At 60.2% G+C, this 23,810-nt stretch carries 20 protein-coding genes and 1 pseudogene; 10 read left to right on the top strand and 11 right to left on the bottom strand.

What is annotated here, in order from left to right; genetic code table 11:
- Window positions 1-81 precede the first annotated feature (81 nt).
- Both PSH66_RS09735 and sugE read left to right on the top strand, forming a co-directional pair.
- Window positions 82-1,047 carry a bile acid:sodium symporter family protein gene (locus PSH66_RS09735; protein ID WP_003172884.1) on the top strand — a complete coding sequence of 322 codons (966 nt, stop codon included), beginning with the start codon at window positions 82-84 and terminating at the stop codon, window positions 1,045-1,047.
- A gap of 105 nt (window positions 1,048-1,152) precedes the next feature.
- Window positions 1,153-1,467 (top strand): quaternary ammonium compound efflux SMR transporter SugE, encoded by a 315-nt coding sequence (gene sugE / locus PSH66_RS09730; protein ID WP_003172883.1) that lies wholly within the window; start codon window positions 1,153-1,155, stop codon window positions 1,465-1,467.
- Window positions 1,468-1,589: 122 nt separating this feature from the next.
- Here the strand turns inward: sugE and PSH66_RS09725 are convergent, their stop codons facing one another.
- From PSH66_RS09725 to PSH66_RS09710, 4 genes are all read right to left on the bottom strand, one after another.
- Window positions 1,590-3,464, bottom strand: coding sequence for an MFS transporter (locus PSH66_RS09725; RefSeq protein WP_003172882.1), 1,875 nt, complete (start codon window positions 3,462-3,464; stop codon window positions 1,590-1,592).
- A gap of 65 nt (window positions 3,465-3,529) precedes the next feature.
- Window positions 3,530-4,678: a TDT family transporter gene (locus tag PSH66_RS09720; protein ID WP_003172881.1), complete on the bottom strand. Its 1,149-nt coding sequence runs from the start codon at window positions 4,676-4,678 to the stop codon at window positions 3,530-3,532.
- Window positions 4,679-4,784: 106 nt separating this feature from the next.
- Entirely contained in the window at window positions 4,785-5,096 is a 312-nt protein-coding gene (locus PSH66_RS09715) for a cupin domain-containing protein (protein WP_003172880.1), read from the bottom strand.
- A gap of 42 nt (window positions 5,097-5,138) precedes the next feature.
- Entirely contained in the window at window positions 5,139-6,332 is a 1,194-nt protein-coding gene (locus tag PSH66_RS09710; RefSeq protein WP_305428922.1) for an MFS transporter, read from the bottom strand.
- Between the two features lie 90 nt (window positions 6,333-6,422).
- On the opposite strand from PSH66_RS09710, the gene PSH66_RS09705 reads away from it, so the two are divergent.
- Window positions 6,423-6,962, top strand: coding sequence for a TetR/AcrR family transcriptional regulator (locus tag PSH66_RS09705; protein WP_003172878.1), 540 nt, complete (start codon window positions 6,423-6,425; stop codon window positions 6,960-6,962).
- A gap of 71 nt (window positions 6,963-7,033) precedes the next feature.
- On the opposite strand, the gene PSH66_RS09700 is transcribed toward PSH66_RS09705, so the two are convergent.
- The 4 genes from PSH66_RS09700 to PSH66_RS09685 all read right to left on the bottom strand — a co-directional run bounded on the left by PSH66_RS09700 (window position 7,034) and on the right by PSH66_RS09685 (window position 10,211).
- Window positions 7,034-7,813 carry an ABC transporter permease gene (locus PSH66_RS09700; RefSeq protein ID WP_003172877.1) on the bottom strand — a complete coding sequence of 260 codons (780 nt, stop codon included), beginning with the start codon at window positions 7,811-7,813 and terminating at the stop codon, window positions 7,034-7,036.
- The gene (locus tag PSH66_RS09695) at window positions 7,810-8,742 is read right to left on the bottom strand and encodes an ABC transporter ATP-binding protein (RefSeq protein ID WP_003172876.1); all 933 of its coding nucleotides are present in this window, start codon (window positions 8,740-8,742) and stop codon (window positions 7,810-7,812) included. The genes PSH66_RS09700 and PSH66_RS09695 overlap by 4 nt, the downstream gene beginning before the upstream one ends.
- Window positions 8,743-8,877: 135 nt before the next feature.
- Window positions 8,878-9,495, bottom strand: coding sequence for a glutathione S-transferase family protein (locus tag PSH66_RS09690; protein ID WP_003172875.1), 618 nt, complete (start codon window positions 9,493-9,495; stop codon window positions 8,878-8,880).
- A gap of 56 nt (window positions 9,496-9,551) precedes the next feature.
- Window positions 9,552-10,211, bottom strand: a complete 660-nt coding sequence (locus PSH66_RS09685; protein ID WP_003172874.1) for a transglutaminase family protein — start codon at window positions 10,209-10,211, stop codon at window positions 9,552-9,554.
- 189 nt (window positions 10,212-10,400) lie between these two features.
- On the opposite strand from PSH66_RS09685, the gene PSH66_RS09680 reads away from it, so the two are divergent.
- The 3 genes from PSH66_RS09680 (at window position 10,401) to ltrA (ending at window position 15,319) form a co-directional block, all read left to right on the top strand.
- Window positions 10,401-12,848, top strand: coding sequence for an acyl-CoA dehydrogenase (locus tag PSH66_RS09680; protein WP_305428919.1), 2,448 nt, complete (start codon window positions 10,401-10,403; stop codon window positions 12,846-12,848).
- 75 nt (window positions 12,849-12,923) lie between these two features.
- Entirely contained in the window at window positions 12,924-13,331 is a 408-nt protein-coding gene (locus PSH66_RS09675; RefSeq protein WP_003172871.1) for a PA2817 family protein, read from the top strand.
- Between the two features lie 620 nt (window positions 13,332-13,951).
- Complete coding sequence (gene ltrA / locus PSH66_RS09670; RefSeq protein WP_305428917.1) at window positions 13,952-15,319, top strand: group II intron reverse transcriptase/maturase; 1,368 nt, start codon at window positions 13,952-13,954, stop codon at window positions 15,317-15,319.
- Window positions 15,320-15,761: 442 nt separating this feature from the next.
- Here the strand turns inward: ltrA and PSH66_RS09665 are convergent, their stop codons facing one another.
- Window positions 15,762-16,745 carry a LysR family transcriptional regulator gene (locus PSH66_RS09665; protein ID WP_305428915.1) on the bottom strand — a complete coding sequence of 328 codons (984 nt, stop codon included), beginning with the start codon at window positions 16,743-16,745 and terminating at the stop codon, window positions 15,762-15,764.
- Window positions 16,746-16,834: 89 nt separating this feature from the next.
- Here PSH66_RS09665 and PSH66_RS09660 point away from each other — a divergent pair, with 89 nt between their 5' ends.
- On the top strand, window positions 16,835-17,461 hold the full coding sequence (locus PSH66_RS09660; RefSeq protein ID WP_141063700.1) for an alanyl-tRNA editing protein: 627 nt from the start codon (window positions 16,835-16,837) through the stop codon (window positions 17,459-17,461).
- Window positions 17,462-17,486: 25 nt separating this feature from the next.
- Here the strand turns inward: PSH66_RS09660 and PSH66_RS09655 are convergent, their stop codons facing one another.
- A complete protein-coding gene (locus PSH66_RS09655) occupies window positions 17,487-19,061 on the bottom strand; it encodes an alkaline phosphatase (protein ID WP_305429598.1) in 1,575 nt (524 codons plus the stop codon).
- A 167-nt stretch (window positions 19,062-19,228) separates the two neighbouring features.
- Window positions 19,229-19,888: a sulfite exporter TauE/SafE family protein gene (locus PSH66_RS09650; protein WP_305428913.1), complete on the bottom strand. Its 660-nt coding sequence runs from the start codon at window positions 19,886-19,888 to the stop codon at window positions 19,229-19,231.
- A 605-nt stretch (window positions 19,889-20,493) separates the two neighbouring features.
- On the opposite strand from PSH66_RS09650, the pseudogene PSH66_RS09645 reads away from it, so the two are divergent.
- From PSH66_RS09645 to PSH66_RS09635, 3 genes and pseudogenes are all read left to right on the top strand, one after another.
- A pseudogene (locus PSH66_RS09645) lies at window positions 20,494-20,655 on the top strand (MotA/TolQ/ExbB proton channel family protein); the annotation flags it as partial.
- A 51-nt stretch (window positions 20,656-20,706) separates the two neighbouring features.
- Window positions 20,707-21,924, top strand: a complete 1,218-nt coding sequence (locus PSH66_RS09640; RefSeq protein ID WP_003172863.1) for a phospholipase D-like domain-containing protein — start codon at window positions 20,707-20,709, stop codon at window positions 21,922-21,924.
- Window positions 21,925-22,018: 94 nt separating this feature from the next.
- Window positions 22,019-23,758: a dipeptidase gene (locus PSH66_RS09635; RefSeq protein ID WP_305428910.1), complete on the top strand. Its 1,740-nt coding sequence runs from the start codon at window positions 22,019-22,021 to the stop codon at window positions 23,756-23,758.
- The last annotated feature ends 52 nt before the right edge of the window (window positions 23,759-23,810 follow it).

The raw sequence follows: 23,810 nt of genomic DNA, 5'->3' as shown, positions 1-23,810 counted from the left end.
TCAAAATGTGGGAGGGAGCAAGCCCCCTCCCACATTTGATATGTGTTTCAACTTCAAGAATCTAACAACAAGGACACCCCCATGCGCGCACTCGCCGCCATGAGCCGCTTCGTCGGCAATACCTTCGCCTACTGGGTGTTGATTTTCGCTGTCGTGGCCTTCCTCGAACCCGGCTGGTTCATCGGCCTGAAAAGCGCCATCGTCCCGCTGCTGGGCCTGGTGATGTTCGGCATGGGGCTGACCCTCAAACTCGACGATTTCGCCGAAGTCGCCCGCCACCCCTGGCGCGTGGCGTTGGGCGTGGTTGCGCACTTCGTGATCATGCCGGGCGTGGCCTGGGTGTTGTGTCAGGTGTTCCACCTGCCGCCGGAAATCGCCGTCGGCGTAATCCTGGTCGGTTGCTGCCCAAGCGGTACCTCGTCCAATGTGATGACCTGGCTCGCGCGCGGCGACCTGGCGTTGTCGGTGGCCATCGCCGCCGTCACCACCCTCCTCGCCCCGCTGCTCACCCCGGCGCTGATCTGGTTGTTGGCCTCGGCCTGGTTGCCGGTGTCGTTCATGGAGTTGTTCTGGTCGATCCTGCAAGTGGTACTGCTGCCGATCGTGCTCGGCGTGGTTGCGCAGCGCCTGCTCGGCACGCGGGTGCGCCATGCGGTGGAGGTGTTGCCGCTGGTGTCGGTGATCAGCATCGTGATCATCGTTGCGGCGGTGGTTGCCGCCAGCCAGGCGAAGATTGCCGAATCGGGCCTGCTGATCATGGCCGTGGTGATGTTGCACAACAGCTTCGGTTTTTTACTGGGTTACTTCACCGGCCGCGTGTTCAAGCTGCCTTTGGCGCAACGCAAATCGCTGGCGCTGGAAGTGGGCATGCAGAACTCCGGGCTGGGCGCCGCATTGGCCAGCGCGCACTTCTCGCCACTGGCGGCGGTGCCGAGTGCGCTGTTCAGCGTCTGGCACAATATTTCCGGGGCGTTGCTGTCGACCTACTTCCGGCGCATGAGCGAAAAGGAAGACCGCCGCATTTTGGAGAACACCCCGCAAACTTGATCGCCCGATCCGTTTTCGGCACTCTACGCGCTTCGCGGGGACGACCTCGCGACGCCAATGCGCGTTGACTCCGGGGACGACCCCGCCTGAAGAAGCGAGGTCATCATGTCCTGGATCATTCTGTTTTTTGCCGGGTTGTTCGAAGTCGGCTGGGCCGTGGGCCTTAAGTACACCGACGGCTTCAGCAAGCCGCTGCCCACCGTCCTGACGATTGTCGCCATGGCTGTCAGCCTCGGGCTGCTGGGGCTGGCGGTCAAAGAGTTACCGCTGGGCACCGCTTATGCCGTGTGGACGGGTGTGGGCGCCGTGGGCACGGTGATCGCCGGGATTATCCTGTTTGGCGAATCCATGGCGCTGTTTCGGCTGGCCAGTGTGGCGTTGATTATTTGCGGGTTGATTGGGCTCAAGATCTCCACTTAAGCCACTACCGCCATCGGGAGCAAGCTCCTCCCACATTCTGAATGTATTCACAAATCAAAATGTGGGAGGGGCGGTGCGACGGTTCGACTTGCTCCCGATGAGGCCACTCCTCCAACACAGAACTACCTGACACTCCCCCGCAAACCACCCACCACAGCCTGCAACTGCGCAGGCGTTGCAGCCTCCACAGCAAGCGGCTCACCCGCCACCAACACCACCCGCGACCAGATCCTACGCAAGAACCCCTTGTTCGGATCGCGACTGAAGAAACTCCCCCACAACCCCTGCAACGCCATGGGAATCACCGGCACCGCGGTTTCTTCCAGAATGCGCGTCACGCCGCCACGAAACTCGTTCATCTCGCCATCGGTCGTCAATTTGCCTTCCGGGAAGATGCACACCAGTTCACCTTCCTTCAGATACTGCGCAATCCGCATGAAGGCCTTTTCGTAGATCTGGATATCTTCATGGCGCCCGGCAATCGGGATCGCTCCCGCCGTGCGGAAGATAAAGTTGAGCACCGGCAAGCGATAGATTTTGTAGTACATGACAAAACGAATCGGCCGACGCACCGCGCCGCCGATCAACAAGGCATCGACGAATGACACGTGGTTGCACACCAGCAACGCCGCGCCTTCATCCGGAATGGCCTGCAGGTTGCGATGCTCCACGCGGTACATGGAATGGCTGAGCAGCCAGATCATGAAGCGCATGGTGAACTCGGGGACGATCTTGAAGATGTAAGTGTTGACCGCGATGTTGAGCAGCGACACCACCAGGAACAGCTCGGGGATCGACAGCTTGGCCACACTCAGCAACAGGATCGACACCACCGCCGACACCACCATGAACAACGCGTTGAGGATGTTGTTGGCCGCGATCACCCGGGCTCGCTCGTGCTCGGCGGTGCGCGACTGGATCAGCGCGTACAGCGGCACGATATAAAAGCCGCCGAACACACCCAGGCCGAGGATATCGAGCAACACCCACCACGCCTGGCCATAACTCAGCACGGCCAGCCAGTCATTGGCCTGCACGTTCTGCGGGAAACCACCGGAGTGCCACCACAGCAGCAGGCCGAACACCGTCAAGCCGAATGAACCGAACGGCACCAGGCCGATTTCCACCTTACGCCCGGAGAGTTTTTCGCAGAGCATCGACCCCAATGCGATGCCCACCGAAAACACCGTCAGGATCAACGTCACCACGGTCTCGTCGCCGTACAGCCACTCTTTGGCATACGCCGGGATCTGCGTCAGGTAGATCGCCCCGACAAACCAGAACCACGAGTTACCGACGATGGAGCGCGACACCGCCGGCGTCTGCCCCAGGCCCAGGCGCAAGGTGGCCCAGGATTGACTGAAGATATTCCAGTTCAGACGCAACCCTGGGGTAGACGCCGCCGCCCGCGGAATACTGCGGCTGGCCAGGTATCCCAGCACGGCCACGCCGACAATCGCTACCGACACCACCGGCGCGTAATGCGCGGACGACATCATGACCCCAGCCCCAATAGTGCCGGCCAGGATCGCCAGGAACGTGCCCATCTCCACCAGGCCGTTGCCGCCCACCAACTCATCGTCACGTAGCGCCTGGGGCATGATCGAGTACTTCACCGGGCCGAACAGCGCCGAGTGCGTGCCCATGGCAAACAGCGCCAGCAACATCAATTCCAGGTGATTGGTGAGAAAGCCCGTGGCGCCCACGGCCATGATCACGATCTCGCCGATCTTGATCGCACGGATCAACGCGTCCTTGTTGAATTTCTCGCCAAACTGCCCGGCCAGCGCCGAGAACAGGAAGAACGGCAGGATAAACAGCAAGGCGCACAGGTTGACCCAGATGGAGCGGTCACCGTCGATGGTGAGTTTGTAGAGAATCGCCAGGATCAACGACTGCTTGAAGATGTTGTCGTTGAAGGCACCCAGCAACTGAGTGACGAAAAACGGCAAAAAGCGCCGCGTGCGCAGCAAGGTGAATTGTGAGGGGTGGCTCATCGTCCGTGTTCCTGCGTGGCCTGAAGGCTTATAGATTGTCAGGCCACGACTTTACCTAATCCCGCTTACTTATTCCCTAATCCTGCAATGCACGGAGAAACAAAAAGCTCACCTTTGTAGGCGCCCTGCACGGTGCGCTTGGCCACGACCAGCCACATCAATGCCAACGCCACCACCAGCGCACTGCCCGTTACACTGAAGAACCCCAGGTGCAGCACGTTCGCCAGCTTCAGCGTGGCCAGGGCATAGACACCCAACGGGAAGGTAAAGCCCCACCAACCGAGGTTGAACGGAATACCGGCGCGCAGGTAGCGCAGGGTAATCAGCACCGCGATCAGCATCCACCACAAGCCAAAGCCCCACAGGGTGATGCCCGCCACCAGGCCCAGGCCATTGGCGATCTCACCGATGCCGGGCATGCCATTGGCGGCGAAGATGGCGGGCGCATCGCCCCCCAGCAACAACATGCCAAGGGCTCCGGTGCCGATGGGGCCGAGCGCCAGCCAGCTCGACGCGGCCATATTGGCGTGGGGCAGTTTGTGCAGGGCCATGCGCAGCATCAGGATGGTCAGGATGCTGAACGCCACCGGCAGAGAAAACGCCCACAACACGTAGCTGGTCACCAGCATCACCAATTGCCCATGGGCGTCTGCCAGGTGTGGCGCGAGCAAGCCACCGCTGGCCGCGGCGACTTCGGCGGCGACCACCGGCAACAGCCATACGGCGGTCATCTGGTCGATGCTGTGTTCCTGGCGGGTGAACATCATGAACGGGATCAACACGCCGCAGGCCACGGCCATGGCTACGTCCAGCCACCACAGGGCTTCGGCCAACGGGATCACATCAGCGCCCCAACGCGGCAGGCCGAACAGCAGCAAGCCATTGAGAATGGTCGCCAGGCCCATGGGAATGGTGCCGAAAAACATCGAAACCGTGGAGTGCCCGAAGATCCGGCGTGCCTCGTGAAAAAACATCACCCAACGCGCGGCATACAAGACGCTGAACAGTGCGAACAGGCCAGTGGTAAACAGCCACAACGTTTCGGCAATCGCGTGCAGACCTGGCAGATTGAGCGGCAATTGCGCCAGGGCCAGCGCCAGCACGCCCGTGCCCATGGTCGCGGCGAACCAGTTGGGCGTGAACTGGCGAATCACTTCCCGGGGTCGGGTCAGGTGGCTGAAGGGTTTGTAGCTGATGGTATTCGAGCAAGTCATGATGGCAATCCTCTTCCTCGCATGAGGTTGAGGCCATGGTAGAACCTGATCGAATATCTATATAACGGGTAATATCTCTAACTGTTATCTGTTTTACCAATAAGCGCTAGACACTGCCTTCGCTTTCAATCACCAGAATCCTCGCCGGGCCTTGGGGATGCGCCACATGTTCGGTACCGATACCGGCATAGAAAATATCCCCCACCGCCAGCTCTGCCACCTGCTCGAACCCCTGGTCGCGGTAGTGCATGTTCACCCGTCCATCCAACACCACGAAGACTTCTTCTCCGTCGTTGATGTGCCAGCGATACGGCTGGTCAGTCCAATGCAAACGGGTGGTGATGCCGTTCATGTTGGCGACATCCAGTGCCTCCCAGGCACGGCTGCCGGTGAAGTCCTTGCTGCGGATGATCTTCATGCTTGAATCTCATGGCTTTTTAAGTCGCCGATTATTACCGGATCAATGGCTGGATGTCGCCTTGCGCCTGGAAGAATCCTGCACCAGCAGCGCGACCAAGGCACTGAGTGCCAGCACGATCAGCAATACGCCATACGCGTCGGTAGTGGCAATCAAACCCAGGCTGCGGATCAGATTGCCCGCCAACAGTGACGGCACGCAGAACGCCAGGTAACTCAGCACATAGAACGCCGACATCAAGCCCGCCCGTTCGTGGGGCAAGGCCAGCGGCACGACGCTGCGCACCGCCCCCAGGAACCCCGCCCCGAAGCCGCTGCCGGCGATCAGCGTGGCGATGAAAAATAACGGCAGGCTGCCGGCATGCACAGCGCCGAGGATCAACGCCACGCCCATCGCAAGCAGCCCGGCTCCCAGGCGCAGGACCTTGTCGGCCGGGCGATTGCGCAGACTGTAGATCATCAGCGCACCGCTCAATGTCAGCACGGCCACCAACCCGCCACCGATCAGATTGGACGTGGAGCCGGTCGCCGCCCGCACCAGCGACGGCGCGAGGGACAGATAAAAACCACCCATGGCCCATACCGCGACGTCCACCGGCAATGCAATCCACAACGCGCGGCGGGCCTGGGCCGGCACGTGCAAGGTGGGCCACAGTGACGCCAACGCCCCAGGCATGCGGCTGACGGTTTCCGGCAGGCGCCACACATACAAGGCTTGCAACAGCATCAAGCTGAACAGCACCGCGTAAATCAAGGTCGTCGGGAACGGTGCAAACTCCACCAGCAGGCTGCATCCCATTGCTCCGCAGGCCATCCCCAACAACGGCGCCACGCTGTTGATCAGCGGCCCTTGCTGGCGATCGGTATCGAGCAACGCCGCCCCCAGCACCGCCGTGGCCATGCCGGTGGCAAAGCCCTGCAGCGTACGCGCGGCAAGCAACCAGGCCACACTGGACTCATTGATAAACAGCAACATCGCCAGCATATTCAGGACCAGCGCGGCAAACATCACCGGTTTGCGCCCCAGGTGATCCGACAACGAACCCACGGTCAACAAGGCCGCCAACAGGCTCAACGCGTACACACCAAAGATCAGCGTGAGCATGCCCGCCGAAAAATGCAGGCCCTCCTGATACACGTGGTACAACGGCGTCGGCGCGCTGGACGCGGCCAGGAACGTCAGCAAGGTGATCGCCAGGAACACCAGGCTGGAACGCTGAGAAGGAAGATTGGGCATAGGCACACTCCGCTAAAGCTAATATTTTGCTTTTGTAGAGTGTGCTACTGGCGAAGGCTTAAAGCAAATTCTTTGTGTTAAGGTCATAACATGGCGATTAAAGAAGGCCTCCGCCCGGGGGGCCGTAGTGCCCGGGTACAAGAATCCGTTCATTCGGCCGTGCGTGAGCTGCTGCAAGCCCATGACCGTTCCAGCGTGACCGTGCCGATGATTGCCGCACGTGCGGGCGTCACGCCGTCAACCATCTACCGGCGTTGGGGCGACCTGTCGGTGTTGCTCGCCGACGTGGCCCTGGCGCGCATGCGCCCCGACAGCGAACCGGCCAACACCGGCAGCCTGCGCGGCGACCTGCAGGCCTGGGCCGAGCAATACCTGGATGAAATGAGTTCGGAGCCGGGGCGCAACATGATGCGAGACGTGCAATGCAGCGTGACCCCGGGGTTTTGCGTGAGCATCTTGAGTGGGCAGTTGCAGGCGATTGTCGATCGCTATCCCGCCGAGGCGGCGCCAAGCGTGGACCGCTTGATCAACCTGCTGGCGGCGCCGACGGTGTTTCGGATTCTGTTCTCCAGCGCGCCGCTGGAAGTAGAAGAACTGCACAAGCTGATCGAGCTGGCGCTGAAGTCATAAGGCCTTATACAAAACCAAATGTGGGAGGGGCTTGCCCCTCTCACATTTTTTTACCGCATTTAGATCAGTACTTACGTACGCATCCCGCGCCCACTCACCAATAACCGCGCGCAACCGATATACAGCACCACCGTGGCCACGATCATGAAGGTGATCGCCACGCTGATCTTGATATCCGACACGCCCAGGATGCCGTAGCGGAAGGCGTTGACCATATGCAGCACCGGGTTGGCCAGCGATACGGTCTGCCAGAACGGCGGCAGCAGGGTGATGGAATAGAACACCCCACCCAGGTAGGTCAGCGGCGTCAGCACGAACGTCGGGATGATCGAAATATCATCGAAGTTGCGTGCGAACACGGCGTTGATGAACCCCAGCAGCGAGAAGATTGTCGCCGTCAGCACCACTACCAGAATGGTCAACCCCAGGTGATGCACCTGCAGGTGAGTGAAGAACAGCGACAGCAAGGTCACGATCACACCGACCATCAAGCCGCGCAACACGCCGCCCAGGGTGTAGCCGATCAGGATGGTATGCGGCGACACGGGCGACACCATCAGTTCCTCGATGGAACGCTGGAACTTGCTGCCAAAGAAGCTGGAGACCACGTTGCCGTAGGAGTTGGTGATCACCGACATCATGATCAGGCCCGGCACGATGTACTCCATGTAGGTGAAACCACCCATGTCGCCGATCTGCCGGCCGATCAGATTACCGAAGATCACGAAGTACAGGACCATGGTGATCGCCGGCGGCAGCAGGGTCTGTGGCCAGATCCGGGTAAAGCGCTTCACTTCACGGTAGACGATGGTTTGCAGGGCGACGAGGTTGGGCTGCAGTTCGGAACTCATACCGCCACCTTCGTCAGATTTTTCTCCACCAGGGACACGAACAACTCCTCAAGGCGATTGGTTTTGTTACGCAGGCTCAGCACCTCGATGTTCTGGGTAGCTAACTGCGTGAACAGCGCGGTGATGCCCATGGCCTTGTCCACCTGGACTTCCAGGGTATGGCCGTCCACCAGGCGACTCGGGTAACCGAGCAGTTGCGGCGCCGCCGACAGATCGTTCTTCAGGTCGAGCAGGAAGGTTTCCACATGCAACTGGCCCAGCAGATTACGCATGCTGGTGTTCTCGACGATGGTGCCGTGGTCGATGATGCCGATGTTGCGGCACAGCTGCTCAGCCTCTTCCAGGTAATGGGTGGTGAGGATGATGGTGATGCCCTTTTCATTGAGTTCGGTGAGGAAGGTCCACATCGAGCGACGAAGCTCGATGTCCACGCCGGCGGTGGGTTCGTCGAGGATCAGCAGGCGTGGTTCATGTACCAGCGCGCGCGCGATCATCAGGCGACGCTTCATGCCGCCGGACAGCGAACGCGAAGGCACGTCGCGCTTGTCCCAAAGGCCCAGTTGGGTCAGGTATTGCTCGGCGCGCTCCTTGGCGATTTTCGCCGGGATGCCGTAATAACCGGCCTGGGTCACGACGATGTCGAAGGTCTTTTCGAATTGGTTGAAGTTGAACTCCTGGGGCACCACGCCGATGGAACGCTTGAGCGCCGCGGGGGATTTATCCAGGTCATGACCGAAGATATTCACCGTGCCGCTGGTCTTGTTGACCAGGGTGGAGAGAATACCGATGGTGGTGGATTTGCCGGCGCCGTTGGGGCCGAGCAAGGCGAAGAAGTCACCTTCGGCAACGTCCAGATCGATACCACTCAGGGCCTGGAAACCGTTGCCGTAGGTTTTGGTTAGCTGCCGGATGGACAGAGCGGAACTCATATCGGATTACGCACCAAAGAAGGGAATAGAAAGGATAGATGAGGGCGCAGCACAGGTAGTTCAACCGGCGATGCATGGCGGGCATGGTGCGTGCCCGCATCACACAAGTACAGTCACCCGTATTAATAGTAGGTATTAAGTCAACGCAGTCATCACCGTTTTGCGGTAGGCCGGGCGTTGTTGCAGGCGCTGGTACCAGGCTTCCAGATGGGGCATTGCAGGGCGCTCGATGGGCATTTCAAACCAGGCATAGATGAAACAGCCCAAAGGAATATCGCCCATGCCAAACACGCTGCCGGACAGGTAAGGCTGCTCGGCCAGGGCCTGCTCCACGGTCGCCAGCGCATCGATACAGGCCTGGCGCCCGGCATTGATGCTGTCCCAGTTCTGTTGTTCGGCCGGGGTACGCACCACACCCCAGAACACGGCTTTGAACGGCTCGGCCAGGGTCGAAGTGGTCCAGTCCATCCACTTTTCGGCGCTGGCCCGGGCTTGCACGTCGCTCGGGTAAAACGCCGACGCGTGCTTGGCGCACAGGTAACGCACGATGGTGTTGGATTCCCACAACACGAAGTCACCGTCTTCGATCACCGGCACCCGGCCATTGGGGTTCATCGCGAGATATTGCGGCGTATCGACCACACCGAAAGCTCCGCCCGCATCAATTGCTTCATAGTCCAGGCCGAGTTCCTCGGCGCACCACAGTGCTTTCCTGACGTTTGACGAATTTTTACGACCCCAGATCTTCAGCATGACCGCGCCTTATTGTGGATGAACATGGCTTGATGAACGCAGCAGCATACGCCGGTTCACACGCCGCTTGAATCGCTCTGTAGATCTCCCAGCACGGTCGGCATCGTTTCGGCAAACAGGTGTGGGTAACATTTCTGAAGGTGCGCGAAGAAGAATTCCTCTGGCACGTCGGCAAATTGCCCATGGTCCACCACGTACTCCATCGAACGCCGGCCCTGGCGGTTGAACGCATGGAATACGCTGTCATTGACCCCATCGAACTCCAGCGGCGGCACGTCGAACACCTCGCACAATTGGCTGTTGAACGCAGGCGTGGCCTTGACCCAGCGACCGTTCAGGTACAGCTCGGTGTAGCCGTGCATGGCAAACACATCACTCTTGAGCAGCGCGAGCAGGCGCGGGGTCGACAGATGATTGCGCACATCCGCCAACCCGATGCGCGCGGGAATACCGCAGTGGCGGGCGCAGGCAGCGAGCAAGGTGGCCTTGGGCACGCAGTAGCTTTCGCCGGTGGCCAGGGCGAAGCTGGCGTTCAACGTGTCTGGATCGCGGCTGAAGGTGTAGGGGTTATAACGCACGGCCTCGCGGACGGCGACATAGAGACTGACTGCCTGGTCACGCAAATACGCGCTGGTTCCGCGATGTTTTTCGGCGAACTCCACCACCGCAGGGTGGTCACTATCGATGAAGCGGCTGGGACTCAGATACCTTTCCATGAGCTTTATCTCCAAAGCAAGCCTGGAGTTTAACGACCGGCCTGCCCCGGAGATAACGACGATTCGGCCAAATGTCGGCGCCTGCCGATCGTTGCCTCTCGTACAACTCGTTACACCCTGATCACCGCGCTTTCTCGGATGCCGACTAAGCTCCTTGGTGGTTTCGCCCTGGTTCACGGAGGATTGAATATGCTGTTGTTGTGGATACTGGTTCTGGTGGTCGGCGTTGCTTACCTGGCACACCGCCGCACCGCGCCCCTGCCCGCCTTGGGCGTGGTCGCCGTCTACCTGTTGGCGATGGGCGCCTGGAGCCATGCCCCGGGTTGGCTGCTGCTGATCTTCTGGGTGTTGATCGCCGTGATCGCGGTGCCCCTGTTGCTGCCCGACCTGCGTCGCCAATACTTCACCAAACCGCTGTTCAGCTGGTTTCAGAAAGTCCTGCCGCCAATGTCCGAAACCGAGCGCGACGCCATTGACGCCGGCACCGTATGGTGGGACGGCGAGCTGTTCAGCGGTCGCCCCGACTGGGACAAATTGCTGGCCTACCCCAAGGCGCAACTGACCGAAGAAGAACAGGCCTTCATTGACGGCCCCACCGAAGAACTCTGTGCCATGGTCAGCGACTGGGAAATCGGCCAGGCCATGGACCTGCCGCCCGCCGCCTGGGAGCACATCAAGACCCACGGTTTCTTCGCCCTGATCATTCCCAAGGAATACGGCGGCAAGGGCTTCTCTGCCTACGCCCACTCCCAGGTCGCGATGAAGCTGGCCACCCGCAGCGGCGACCTGGCGTCCACCGTGATGGTGCCCAACTCACTGGGGCCGGCCGAACTGCTGCTGCACTACGGCACCGAAGAACAACGCAACCACTACTTGCCGCGCCTGGCGCGTGGCGATGATATTCCCTGCTTCGCCCTCACCGGCCCGCTGGCCGGCTCCGACGCCGGCGCCATGCCCGACACCGGCGTGATCTGCAAAGGCGAATGGGAAGGCCAGGAAACCCTCGGCCTGCGCCTGAACTGGGAAAAACGCTACATTACCCTCGGCCCGGTCGCGACCTTGCTCGGGTTGGCGTTCAAAGCGTATGACCCCGACCACCTGCTGGGTGACGAGGCAGACCTGGGCATCAGCCTGGCATTGATTCCCACCGATACCCCCGGTGTGGAAATCGGCCGCCGCCACCTGCCACTGGGCGCCGCATTCATGAACGGCCCCAATTCCGGCAAGGACGTCTTCATCCCCCTGGACTACCTCATCGGCGGCCAGGACATGCTCGGCAAGGGCTGGATGATGCTGATGAACTGCCTGTCGGTGGGCCGTTCGATTTCCCTGCCGGCGGTCGGTACCGGCGCGGCCAAGTTCACCAGCCTGGTGACCGGCCAATATGCCCAGGTCCGCGAACAATTCAACGTGCCGCTGTCGGCGTTCGAAGGTATCCAGGAAGCCCTGGCGCGTATCGGCGGCAACGCCTGGCTGATGGACAGCGCGCGCATGCTCACCGCCAATGCCGTCGACCTGGGCGAAAAACCCTCGGTGCTGTCGGCCATCCTCAAGTACCACCTCACCGAGCGTGGCCGCGAGTGCATCAGCCACGCCATGGACGTACACGGCGGCAAGGGCATCATCATGGGCCCGAACAACTACTTGGGCCGCAGCTGGCAAGGCGCACCGATCTTCATCACCGTGGAGGGCGCGAATATCCTCTCGCGCAACCTGATGATCTTCGGCCAGGGCGCCATCCGCTGCCATCCGTTCGTACTCAAGGAAATGGCACTGGCCGGTCGTGAAGACCGCGACCAGGCCCTGAAGGAGTTCGATGGCCTGCTGATGCAACATATCGGCTTTGCCGTGAGCAACGCCGCCAGCACCCTCGTGCTGAACCTCGGTATCGGGCACTTCGAGAAAGCGCCGGGCAACCGCTTGAGTCAGGGCTACTTCCGCGCGCTCAATCGCCAGGCCGCCGCGTTCGCCCTGCTCGCCGACTTGAGCATGATGCTGCTGGGCGGCGAGCTGAAACGCCGCGAACGCCTGTCGGCACGCCTGGGCGATGTGCTGAGCCATATGTACCTGGCCTCGGCGGCACTCAAGCGTTACCACGACCTGGATTCGCCGGACCACCTGGAACCGCTGTTCACCTGGGCCATGGAAGAAAGCCTCGGCGAATCGGAGCGTGCCCTGGATGAATTGCTGAGCAACTTCCCGAACAAGGTGCTCGGCTGCCTGCTGCGGGTGATCGTGTTCCCGTTCGGCCGCCGTCATACCGGGCCGTCCGACGCATTGGACGCCGAAGTAGCCGCCGTGATCGGCCGCGCCAAGGGCGATCCGACCCTGGAAGAACTGCTCGCCGGCTGCTACCGCCCGCAATCGGCAGAGGATCCGGTCGGCGCCCTGCAACACGCCTACGACCTGCTCGGCGCCAGCCATGGGTTGCAGAAAAAGCTCCACACCGCACTTAAAAGCGGCCAGATCAAACCAGGTGCCGGCGAACATGCCATCGACGCCGCCCTGAACGCTGGCGTGCTGCAACCGGCCGAAGCGCAGACCCTGCGTAACGCCGAAGCGGCGCGGCGCAAGGTGATCGACGTGGATGATTTCAACAAGGAAGAACTGACCCAGGCACAGGGCAAAGTCCGCTGAGTCGAGCGGTCATATAAAAACGGGCGCGAGGGGCATATACTCTCGCGCCCGTTTTTGCTTTAGAGGACTTATCTCGTGTCCAACGTCGTTGCCGATCATCTCGTCTTGCTCGACCACCTGCGCAGCATCCTGGTTGCCGTCGGCGAAGCCGAACAGGTACCCGAGGAGAGCCACACCCTGTTCCTGGAGCGCTTTGACGAATTGCGCGCCCTGCTGCCGATCGACCCGATCGAGAGCCAGTACCTGGGCCAGGACCTGATGAGCCAGGTCATCCTGCGCTACCCGCAAATTGCCCACCTGGTGCCGCGCGACCTGCTGTGGTTCTTTGGCGGCGATTGCCTGCACTTCATGCCCGACGAAGAACTGGACCTGTACCAGGCCCTGGAAGAGCGTCGCCATGAAGCCGAATTGAACGACGAACCGTTCGACTGGAACCAGGAAAAGCAGCTGCTGGCCATGCCTCAGGATCAGAGCAAGCACTGACTCACCCGTCTTGAGGTGAGCGGGCTTGCCCCGCGCTGCATAGGTATGAACCTGTGGCGAGGGAGCTTGCTCCCGTGACGGCCTGATAGCCGACGAGTCTCTAACTGATGCCCTCGATCCCAAATGTGGGGGCTTGCTCCCGATGGCGGCCTGACAGCCGACCAGGATGTTGGATCTGACCGAGTACATATCCATTCCTGCGGTAACGGCCACTTAGGGTTACGCCCTTACGGCGTGTCACTTGTGCGCCCAGCATGGGCGCCATCCTAGAGGTGAAAGTCCTCTCTTGAGCTGGCCACAGCGAATGAAGCGAAGCGCAACTGCATGAGGGCGACCGAGTGTGGGAAGGAAGCGTGGAGCATAAACCGCGAGCCGAGGTACACAAACTGCATCTGAGGCGTCACCGGTCAGGGCGAGCAGCCAAGTGACTGCGAAGCTCTTGTGGCCAAAGTGCCGGCGACGTAAATGCAGCGGTTGTGCGGTGAAGGATGGCGTTCTTACCTGGGGAGATCTCGCCTCATGCCTGAAAGGGCGACGACGAAAGGCGGAGCGAGAAGTCAGCAGAGGCCGTAGTAGCTGCGTTGCGGCGAAGGGCCGAACGAGAAGAAGTGAGGTTCACCATGGCGATACAACAGGCCTTGCATCAGATGCCCGGGAAACCGGGGCGGGACGCAGCTGCGCCGGGTGAAACCCGACGCGAAGCGTCCAGCGATGAAGCGGGTTGTCCGCGCCATGACCTGAACGGCACGGGGTCAGGGCTTCTGCAAGAAGCCCTGACCAGAGAAAACCTGCAACTGGCGCTCAAGCGAGTCCGGTCCAATAAAGGTGCTGCGGGCGTTGACGGTCTTGGGATCGATGAGACGGTCGAGCATCTGAAAACGGCCTGGTCCGTGATACGGACGCAGTTGCTGGCGGGGACGTACCGGCCAAGCCCGGTGCGTAGAGTTCTGATCCCCAAACCGGAAGGTGGCGAGCGCAAGCTGGGCATTCCCACGGTGACGGACAGACTGATCCAACAGGCGCTGTTGCAGGTTTTACAGCCTCTGTTGGACCCGGGATTCAGTGATCATAGCTATGGTTTTCGTCCCGGTCGCAGCGCTCACCAAGCGGTACTGGCGGCGCAGCAATACATTCACTCGGGGCGGGACATTGTGGTGGACGTCGATCTGGAACAGTTCTTCGATCGCGTTGATCATGACCTGTTGATCGCTCGACTGAGCAGGCAGGTAACCGACCGAGGCGTTCTGCGTCTGGTCCGGGCCTATCTGAACAGCGGGACGTTGATCGACGGCGTAGTGGTCGCCAGTGAACGAGGGACGCCGCAAGGCGGCCCACTTTCACCCTTGCTGGCCAATGTGTTGCTGGATGAGGTGGACAAAGAGCTGGAGCGACGAGGCCATTGCTTCGTCAGGTACGCGGACGATGCGAACGTTTACGTGCGCAGCCTCAAGGCGGGTCAGCGGGTGATGGCAGTGCTCCGTCGCCTTTATGATCGACTTAGGCTGCAAGTGAACGAGAGCAAGAGCGCGATTGCCAGTGCGTTTGGCCGCAAGTTTCTGGGTTACGGCTTTTGGCTGTCAGCTCAAGGCGAAGTCAAACGTTGGGTGGCAAGCAAAGCGCTACAGACGTTCAAAGGCCGCATCCGACAGCTGACGTCTCGTAATGGAGGCCGAAGCCTGTCGCAAGTGGTGGAAGGTCTGAGACTGTACCTACTGGGTTGGAAAGCGTACTTCGGTCTATCGCAAACCCCGCGCCTGTGGCACCGGTTCGATGAATGGATACGCCGACGACTCAGGGCCCTTCAGCTCAAGCAATGGAAAACCGGAAGGAGGACGTACCGTGAACTGCGCAAACTTGGAGCGAACCCTGACGTGGCCGCGGCAATAGCCAGCAACAGCCACAGGTTCTGGCACAACAGTGTCGGTCTGATCCATGGAGTGCTGACGGTGGCGTGGTTCGACCGGTTGGGTCTACCTCGACTCTGCTGACCTCAACTTCTCGAACCGCCCGGTGCGGACCCGCATGCCGGGTGGTGTGGCAGGGGCGCGGCCAGATGGCCGCCTCCTATGCCGATTTGGAAAAGAGCCCGGAATGCCGGCCCAGCCAAAAGTAACCAAAAGGGCTCTTGCCCCAACACTCGGCACCTCGCCTAGGCTCGGTGTGCCCGAACACAGGCTTGAATCCGTGGGCCGCCGCCATGCGCCATCCATGGCGCAGGGCGGCTAACCCGGCGTCCTGCCGGGTTACCCACGGATTCAAGCCTGCGTTCGGCCAGCGTGTTTGACGGGGCGCCTGAGATCAAGATCAAAAGCCAGAGCAACAGCAACAGCGCAAGATCAGGCAGTCGTGTAGATACCTATGCCCGCGCTGGGCTGCGTAGCAGCCCATTGCAAAAACCTTGTTCCTCCAATCAGGTCTCGGTAACTTGTTTTAGGACCGCTTCGCAGCCCAGCGCGGGCGGTGCGACGATTCGACAAGCCCGCTCACCACACGCAATGTCGGCTCCTTCGCCATGCACGCCACCAGATAATCAATAAACACCCGCAACTTCGGCGGCAGGTAGCGTGTGGGCGAATGCAACAACCACGCCTCACCATGGTACGACGCAATAAAATCCCATTGCGGCAACACCTGCACCAACCGCCCCTCCTCCAGGGCATGGCGCGCGGTAAAGTACGGCAAGCTGGCAATTCCCACGTGCTGCAACACTGCGTCCAGCCGCACACCGGTGTGATTCGCCGCATAACGCCCGCGCACGCCGACCGTCACCGTTTTGCCGGCCTGACGAAATTTCCAGCGTGAGTCTCCCGGGGTTTCGCCGAGGTAGATGCAGCTGTGCTCCAGCAAATCGTGGGGGTGCGCGGGCGTGCCGTGTTCGGCCAGGTATTGCGGCGTCGCACACAGCAAATGTTCGATCGGCAGTAACTGACGACCCACCAGCCCAGGCGGCGGGCTGTCGGTGATGCGGATGCTCAGGTCGACGTTGTCATCGATCAGGTCTACCTGCCGGTCCTCAAGGATCAGTTGCACGTCCACCTTGGGGTAACGCCGCAGAAATTCCGGCATATGCGGATGCACCACAAACCGCCCGACCGCCTTGGGCACGCTGACCCGCACCAGGCCCTCGGCTTCGTGGGTGAACTGGCCGCCGACCTCCATCACCGAACGTGCTGCGTTGACCATCTCCTGACAGCGCTTGAACACCTCTTCACCGCCCTCACTCAGGCGCAATTTGCGCGTGGTGCGCTGCAGCAAGCGGGTGGCCAGGGCCTTTTCCAAGCGCGAAATACTGCGGCTCACCGCCGACGGCGAAACGCTCAGTTGCCGTGCCGCTTCGGAGAAGCTGCCGGCTTCCACCACCTTGACGAAAATCGCCATTTCACCCAGCAGCGGCAAGGGAAGATTGATGCTCATGATGCACAGGTCCATTGATAATTGAGCGGATTATCACCCATCCAAGCACTATTTATACTGCCCGCAAAACCCTGATGCGGAGGTAAAGAATGACCGAGCGCCTGTTTTTCACCCACGACCACCTGACCGCCGAACTTGAAGTGCTCAGCTGCACGCCTCACGAGGGCCAGTTTGCAGTGGTCCTGCAATCGACGATTTTTCACCCCCAGGGCGGCGGCCAGCCGTTCGACACCGGCACACTCGGCGATAGCAACGTGCTGCGCGTCATCCAGGAGGCTGATCGCGTGGTGCATTACCTCGACAGGCCCGTGCAACCGGGACCGATCAGCGCACGGGTCGATGCCCAGCGCCGCGCCCTGCACACTCGCCTGCATTCGGCCGGGCACCTGATCGGCAATGTCGGCGAAATCCTGGGCTGGATGCCGATCAAGGCGCACCACTGGCCGGGCGAAGGCAAGATCACCTTTATCCGCGGCGAAACCGCTCAAGCGATGGACGCCGAGGCGATTCAGCAGCAGATCAACCAGTGGATCGCCGCTGACTGCCCACGCCACATGACCCTGGAAGACGGCAGCCGCGAAGTGGGCTTCGGTGACTTGCCCGCGTATGCCTGCGGCGGCACCCATGTGCAGACGCTGGGCGAGTTGGGCCGGGTGACCATCCTGGCCCTGTCGGAGAAAAAGGGCGCGCTGTCGGTGCGTTACAGTCTCGACTGAATCACCGCTTGCTCACCCACAGGTATCAAACCGCAACCGCCCCCGCCCGCCCCGACTCCACCACAAACGACTTCAACGTCGACACCCCGGCCGCCGGATCACGCGGGTCGCTGATCACCCGAAAGTGCGTGAGCATCTGCTGCTCTTTCAACTCCACCGACATATATCCGCGCTGGCGGCTGTCAAAAAACTTCACATGCGGGTTGAGCGGCAGGATCTTGTTGAACGCCTCATAGGACGGCCCGTCGGACGTCACCGAGCTGCCGACGAACTCGGTGGCGACCACCGGCGAGTCCGGTTTGTCAGCCTCGGCGTGCAGGTCCGTCACCCAGAACGAATGGATATCGCCCGCCCAGAACACCGGGTTCTTCACGCGATTGCGCTCGATCGACGCGAGCATGCGCGTGCGGTTGGCCATGTAGCCATCCCAGCCATCGGTCCAGCGTCCCGGTTTGTGGTTGGTCAGGTCACGCTGCGCCAGCGGGGCGACCAGCAGGTCCTGGGCGATCAGGTTCCACTGCGCCTTCGACTGGGCAAAACCCTGGTCCAGCCAGGCCTCCTGCTGCCAACCGAGCATGGTGCGAGCGGGGTCGCGCAAGTCGCTGCACGGATTGGTGGCGATATGTCCTTGATGGCTGCCATTGGGCAGGACGCAGGGTTGCTCGGAACGGTATTGGCGACCGTCGAGCACATGCAATCGTGCAAGCCGGCCGTAGTCCAGACGCCGGTAGATGCGCATATCCGGGCCTCTCGGCAAGCTGCTGGCACGCAGTGGCATATGCTCGTAATAGGCTTGGTAGGCCGCTGTGCGTTGCTGAAGAAATTGCGCCACCGCGATCTTCGGGTCCTGGGACCAGCGGTTGGCATAGTCGTTCTGTACCTCGTGATCGTCCCAGGTTGCGACGCAAGGCGCGGCGGCGTGCAAGGCTTGCAAGTCGGGATCGGTCTTGTACAGCGCGTAGCGGTTGCGGTAATCACTCAGGCTCACCGCATTGCCGGCGCCGTGGGCACGCACGACCTTCCCGGAGTCGGCGGCAAAAGAGTTGTCGTAGATATAGTCGCCCAGGAAAAACACCAGGTCGGGTCGTTCAGCGGCGAGATGACGATAGGCGCTGAAATAACCGCGCTCCCAGTGGGAACAGGAAACAAAACCCAGGCGCGCGGATGCCATGGCGTGCGCGGCGGGTGCCGTGCGTGACTGCCCCACCGGGCTCTGGGCGCCAAGCCCCTCGAACTGATACCAGTACGGCCGGCCCGCCTCCAACCCGGCGACCTCCACATGCACCGAATGCGCAAACCGCTCGCTGGCCGTGACCTCGCCGTGGCGTACCACCCGCGTCATCGCCGCATCAGTGGCCACCCGCCAACGCACCGGCACCGCGCGACGCAAGCCGCCGCGACCGTCAGCGGCATTGAACAACGGCGCCAGGCGCGTCCAGATCACAAAGCCATCCGGCAACGGATCGCCCGAGGCCACACCAAGGGTAAACGGATAATCCACCCCGGCGCTGCGGGCGAAGGGACTGAGCAGCGAAAAGGTGGTGGCAACGGCCAGCCCGGCGAGTACGCGTCGACGGCTGTGGTCGATGCCGCCGCTCATGAGCGCAACGCCCAGTTCTTTGGCAGGGTGGACAAACATGGCAATTCGCTACTCATTCCCGGGGGCCCTCGATGTAAAGTTTTCGAGAATGCCCCCTCCGAGTTGCAGTTCTGTGACACCTGAAAAAACGACTGGTAAGTTGTCTGTATAAGATGAGTGTTTTCTGCTCACCAAAAGAGCATCCTCAATGCCAGCATGACCACAACGATATTGAAAGCTGACTCCACCCACTGGTCGCCTTTCTTTAACGCAAACTTCGCGCCGGCGTTTGCGCCTATTAGCGTGCCAATAATCAGGCAACATCCATACTGCCAGTTAATGATCCCGCTGACGCCGAATACTATTAATGAGCCCACGGAGAGCACCAGTCCGCCGACTTTACGGGTACCCACTGACTCGCTGATGGTTTTCCTGAAAAAAATAATGAATAAATACGTCGACAGTTTGGCTTGCCCACCCAATAACCCACCGATCATTCCTACTGGAATAAAGAGCATATAGCCAAACAAACGCCTGATCCCCGACGGAGGTGCTTCGTCGCTACGAGGTTTTTTTATGAGGGACAGTGCGACGAGCAGCAATGTCAGTCCGCCAATTATTTTGTGCAGCAGAGCAGGATCTATTTGAAGAAGAAGGCTCGCTCCTCCCAAAGCCCCAACCAACCCCAGTGCCGCAGCTGGAAAGGCCAGCATATAATCGACCTTTCCCTGATTATGGAAATGTCGCAGTCCGGCGACCATAGTGCCTACCGATGCCAAGCGCGCTGTGGCGATCGACGACTGAGGCGGAATTCCCAACCAGATCATCACCGGAACGGTTAAAAACACACTCCCACCGGTGTTGGTCCCGATGAACCCCGTAATTATTCCGAGCACAACCAGACCAACGCCTGTCAACCACTCATATACGTTGCATAAACTGAATAGCGATTGAAATATCATAGGCACAGTTGGGACCCACCTTTAACTGTATCTGTCCTCGATTTAAAGACTACACGCGCGCCTTGGGTGGTTATATTGCCTGTGGTTTGATAAAAATTTTTACATGGAACTTCTATCAATAACGCTTCAGCCTTAACAATGAGCATAGAGTGTCTCCTGCTGGCAGCATTGATGCTGAAAAATCAAGTAAATGTACTCGATTGATCGCGACAACATCAAGCATCGCAACTCAGCTATTCACAGCCACCAACATGAATAAAATTTCATGCTTTCAATCATTGGCTTTTAAATCCAACAACCTGTTGGATTTCCTTATTAAACACAAAGCATTTTATTTATGACACTTTTCGTACAAGGCAGTTTGCTATCTGTTCTTCCCGCTTCTTATAACCATTCACATCGATATAAGCAGTGGCCGTCGGAAAATGCCTGTTTCGTTGGCCAGTTCAGTTAAACCTTTAGCACGAGCCAGGACGCCGAGGGCCTGGCCTATTGCGCTCTTTTGCGTAGTGTTCCATAACTTCTTCCAGGACAGCCTGGAGCGTATCAACGACCAGTTGAAGATCCTGCTGATTCGCGCCGCCAGCGGTGCCCGTGAGCAAAGCGAAGTACCGCAACGGGTGCCGACGCCGTTGCACACCCGCACCGCGTGACCGTTTGGCGGGCGCACAGGGCGCCCGCCACTTCTGCAATGAAGGGAAGCTATGTCCGTCTCGTTGAAAGTGTGCATCGCAGGCCTGGCAGGCTTGCTCATGAGTCCGCTGGTCCAGGCGGATTTTTCAATCCCGGGGTTTGAACTGGTGCATACCGTACCGGTGGATAGCGCGCTGGGCACCGACGATTTGCGCCAGCCGGGTCCGGTATGGATCGAGTTGTTCGATGCGGCCGAAAGCACGATCGATATCGGCCAGTTCTATGCGGTCGACCATCCGGGATCGCGCATGGACGCTGTCCTCGAGCACCTTGCGGCGGCGGGTAAACGCGGTGTGAAGATTCGTTTTCTGCTCGAAGAAAAAGGCCTGAAACTGTCGGAGCCGGCCACACTTGAGCGCTTGCGCGCGATTCCCAACCTGACCTTTCGCGTACTGCCCTATGCGCGCGTAAGCGGCGGGATTATCCATGCCAAATACATGGTGGTGGATGGCAAGCAGGCGTTTATCGGCAGCCAGAATTTCGACTGGCGTTCCCTCGAACACATCCACGAGACCGGCTTGCGCATCAGCGACCCAACGGTGGTGAGCCAGGTGCAGGCGATCTTCAATCAGGACTGGCAAGCCCAGGCGGCGCTTGGCGCCAACAAACCCGTGCCCCTGCCCGCCAAAGGCCAGGCCCCCGCACGCACCGGCAACTACCTGGTCGCCAGCCCGCAACGTTACAACCCGCCGGGTGTCGGTGATTCACAGCAGGAATTGCCGCGCCTGCTCAACGACGCCAAACACGAAGTCCGCGTGCAACTGCTCGACTACGCACCGCTGTCCTATGGACCGGACAACACCCGGCCCTATTACGCGGTGATCGACAACGCGGTGCGCGCCGCTGCGGCGCGTGGTGTGTCAATCAAGTTGATGGTGTCCAACTGGAACACCGACGCGCTTGAACTGCCCTACCTGAAAAGCCTGGCAGTGTTGCCCAACGTGCAGATCAAAATCGTCACCCTGCCCCAGGCCAGGCAAGGTTTTATCCCGTATGCACGGGTGATCCACAGCAAGACGATGGAAGTCGATGGGCAAGTGGCGTGGGTAGGCACCAGCAATTGGCTGGGTGGCTACCTGGATAATTCGCGCAACCTGGAGGTGGTGATGCGCAGTGAAGCGATGGCCAAGCGTGTAGGAGAGTTGCATGAACAGTTATGGGACGGACCCTACGCCAAAGCCCTTAACCTGACCGATGAGTACGCAGTGCCACACCCTGGCCAGCCTTGACCATGGCCACCTGAGTAATGGTAATGTGTGGAAATATTTCTGACATATCGATCAGAAATCTCCCACTTCATCTTGCAAAGGAATGCCTCCAGCGATGCACTTTCCACTCAAGCAATTGGCGGCGGCCACCCTGTTCGCGGCCAGCCTCTCGATCATGACAACGCCCGCGTTCGCCAACATCACTCCAGAGCAAAGTACGGCGATTCTCAAGCAGTTCAATGAAACATCCGTCACAGATTTCCGCGGTTTCCTCGGCACGTTGGCGAAAGGCGAGCTGGGCAAAACCACTGGCGCAGTCCCGGCGATCAACGCCTTTCTCGACAACAAAACCCTGGACGCCGAACAGCAGAACGAAATCCACCGCCTGCTGGGCATTTATACGCGGGTGAAATACGGCAAAGCCGCCCTCGAGACTTTGCGCGAGCTGGTGGAAATCCCGACCTTCAACGTGGACGGTGTGCCGCAGTATAAAAACCCTGAATTCATCAAGATCGCCGGCAAGATCGAGGTGCTGGCGAAGGCCTTCGACCTGAACTTTCGCAATATCGACAACCGCGTCTACGAAATCTCCCTGCCAGGCCGCGGCGACGAGGTGGTCGGCATTCATGCCCACGCCGACGTGGTGCCGGTGACGCCGGAAAATTGGGTATTGAAGGACGGCACCAAACTCGACCCGTTCAAGGTCACGCTGATCGGTGACCGCATGTACGGTCGCGGCACCGAGGATGACAAAAACGGCATCGTGGTGGCGATGTACGCGATGAAGGTGATCAAGGACGAAAAACTGCCGCTGGCGCGTAACTTCAAGTTGCTGATCGACACCACCGAGGAAACCTCCGGCGACGCGATCCCCTATTACTTCGAACGCAACCCGACGCCGCAGTACAACCTGGCGCTGGACGGCGGCTACCCGGTGGTGATTGCCGAGAAAGGCTACGGTACGGTGATGGCCACTTTCCCGCGCCGCAAGGGTGAAGGCAAAGGCGCGGAAATCGTCGCGATGACCGGCGGCATGGCCACCAACCAGATTCCATCGGCGTCGGTGGCCACTTTCGTCAGCGATAAACCGGCCGAACTGGCGGCCAGCCTGCAAAAGGCCGGCGACGAATACGCCAAGCGCAACGGCGGTGACTTCACCGTCGTGGCAAAGGTCGACGACAAGGACGTCAAACTGACCGTCACCGGCGTGTCGGCGCACTCCTCCGAACCGGAGTCGGGCATCAACCCGGTGGCGCGCATGCTGGAGCTGATTCACAGCGTCGACGGCAAGATCGCCCTCAAGCACAACCACATCACTGACGCCGCGCGTTACGCCGCCGACAACTGGGGCCTGGACTACCTGGGCGGCAAATTGGGCGTGGGCTTCGCCGACGACTTTATGGGCCCGCTGACCACTTCGTTGACCTTTGTCGGCCAGGATGACAAGGCCTTCAAGCTGGCGGTAAACCTGCGTGTGCCCAAGGGCAAGTCGCCGGAAACCCTCAAGGCCCAGATCGCCGACAAACTCAGCGCCTGGGACAAGCAGACTCGGGTCGACGTGAACTTTACCTACTCCATCGCCGAACCGATGTACCGCAACCCGGAAGGCGAGTGGGTGAAGGCGCTGCTGGCGGTGGCCACGGAGAACCTGGGCATGGAACATAAGTTCGGCACCTCGGCCGGCGCAACGTCGGTGCACGAATTGCCCAACGGCGTGCAATTCGGCCTGGCGCGTCCGGAAGTGAAGTACACCGGGCACACCGACAACGAATTCAAGACCGTCGACCAGTTCCTGTTGGACCTGCAGATCGTCACCGAGATGATGGGCCGTATCGGACAGTTGCCGAAGCTCTGATTAGTGGAGGTTATTGTTTACCGCCGGGACGGGCGTTCGTTGCTCTAGGTTG

The sequence above is a fragment of the Pseudomonas sp. FP597 genome (genome assembly GCF_030687435.1).
GTDB classification, from domain to species: Bacteria; Pseudomonadota; Gammaproteobacteria; order Pseudomonadales; family Pseudomonadaceae; genus Aquipseudomonas; species Aquipseudomonas lactucae.
The sequence above is the reverse complement of the archived record's forward strand: the minus strand, read 5'-3'. Positions and strand labels throughout refer to the sequence as shown.

Coding starts and splice junctions, on each gene's coding strand:
- PSH66_RS09735 (WP_003172884.1), top strand. CDS start 82: ATGCGCGCACTCGCCGCCATGAGCCGCTTCGTCGGCAATACCTTCGCC.
- sugE (WP_003172883.1), top strand. CDS start 1,153: ATGTCCTGGATCATTCTGTTTTTTGCCGGGTTGTTCGAAGTCGGCTGG.
- PSH66_RS09725 (WP_003172882.1), bottom strand. CDS start 3,464: ATGAGCCACCCCTCACAATTCACCTTGCTGCGCACGCGGCGCTTTTTG.
- PSH66_RS09720 (WP_003172881.1), bottom strand. CDS start 4,678: ATGACTTGCTCGAATACCATCAGCTACAAACCCTTCAGCCACCTGACC.
- PSH66_RS09715 (WP_003172880.1), bottom strand. CDS start 5,096: ATGAAGATCATCCGCAGCAAGGACTTCACCGGCAGCCGTGCCTGGGAG.
- PSH66_RS09710 (WP_305428922.1), bottom strand. CDS start 6,332: ATGCCCAATCTTCCTTCTCAGCGTTCCAGCCTGGTGTTCCTGGCGATC.
- PSH66_RS09705 (WP_003172878.1), top strand. CDS start 6,423: ATGGCGATTAAAGAAGGCCTCCGCCCGGGGGGCCGTAGTGCCCGGGTA.
- PSH66_RS09700 (WP_003172877.1), bottom strand. CDS start 7,813: ATGAGTTCCGAACTGCAGCCCAACCTCGTCGCCCTGCAAACCATCGTC.
- PSH66_RS09695 (WP_003172876.1), bottom strand. CDS start 8,742: ATGAGTTCCGCTCTGTCCATCCGGCAGCTAACCAAAACCTACGGCAAC.
- PSH66_RS09690 (WP_003172875.1), bottom strand. CDS start 9,495: ATGCTGAAGATCTGGGGTCGTAAAAATTCGTCAAACGTCAGGAAAGCA.
- PSH66_RS09685 (WP_003172874.1), bottom strand. CDS start 10,211: ATGGAAAGGTATCTGAGTCCCAGCCGCTTCATCGATAGTGACCACCCT.
- PSH66_RS09680 (WP_305428919.1), top strand. CDS start 10,401: ATGCTGTTGTTGTGGATACTGGTTCTGGTGGTCGGCGTTGCTTACCTG.
- ltrA (WP_305428917.1), top strand. CDS start 13,952: ATGGCGATACAACAGGCCTTGCATCAGATGCCCGGGAAACCGGGGCGG.
- PSH66_RS09665 (WP_305428915.1), bottom strand. CDS start 16,745: ATGAGCATCAATCTTCCCTTGCCGCTGCTGGGTGAAATGGCGATTTTC.
- PSH66_RS09660 (WP_141063700.1), top strand. CDS start 16,835: ATGACCGAGCGCCTGTTTTTCACCCACGACCACCTGACCGCCGAACTT.
- PSH66_RS09655 (WP_305429598.1), bottom strand. CDS start 19,061: ATGAGCGGCGGCATCGACCACAGCCGTCGACGCGTACTCGCCGGGCTG.
- PSH66_RS09640 (WP_003172863.1), top strand. CDS start 20,707: ATGTCCGTCTCGTTGAAAGTGTGCATCGCAGGCCTGGCAGGCTTGCTC.
- PSH66_RS09635 (WP_305428910.1), top strand. CDS start 22,019: ATGCACTTTCCACTCAAGCAATTGGCGGCGGCCACCCTGTTCGCGGCC.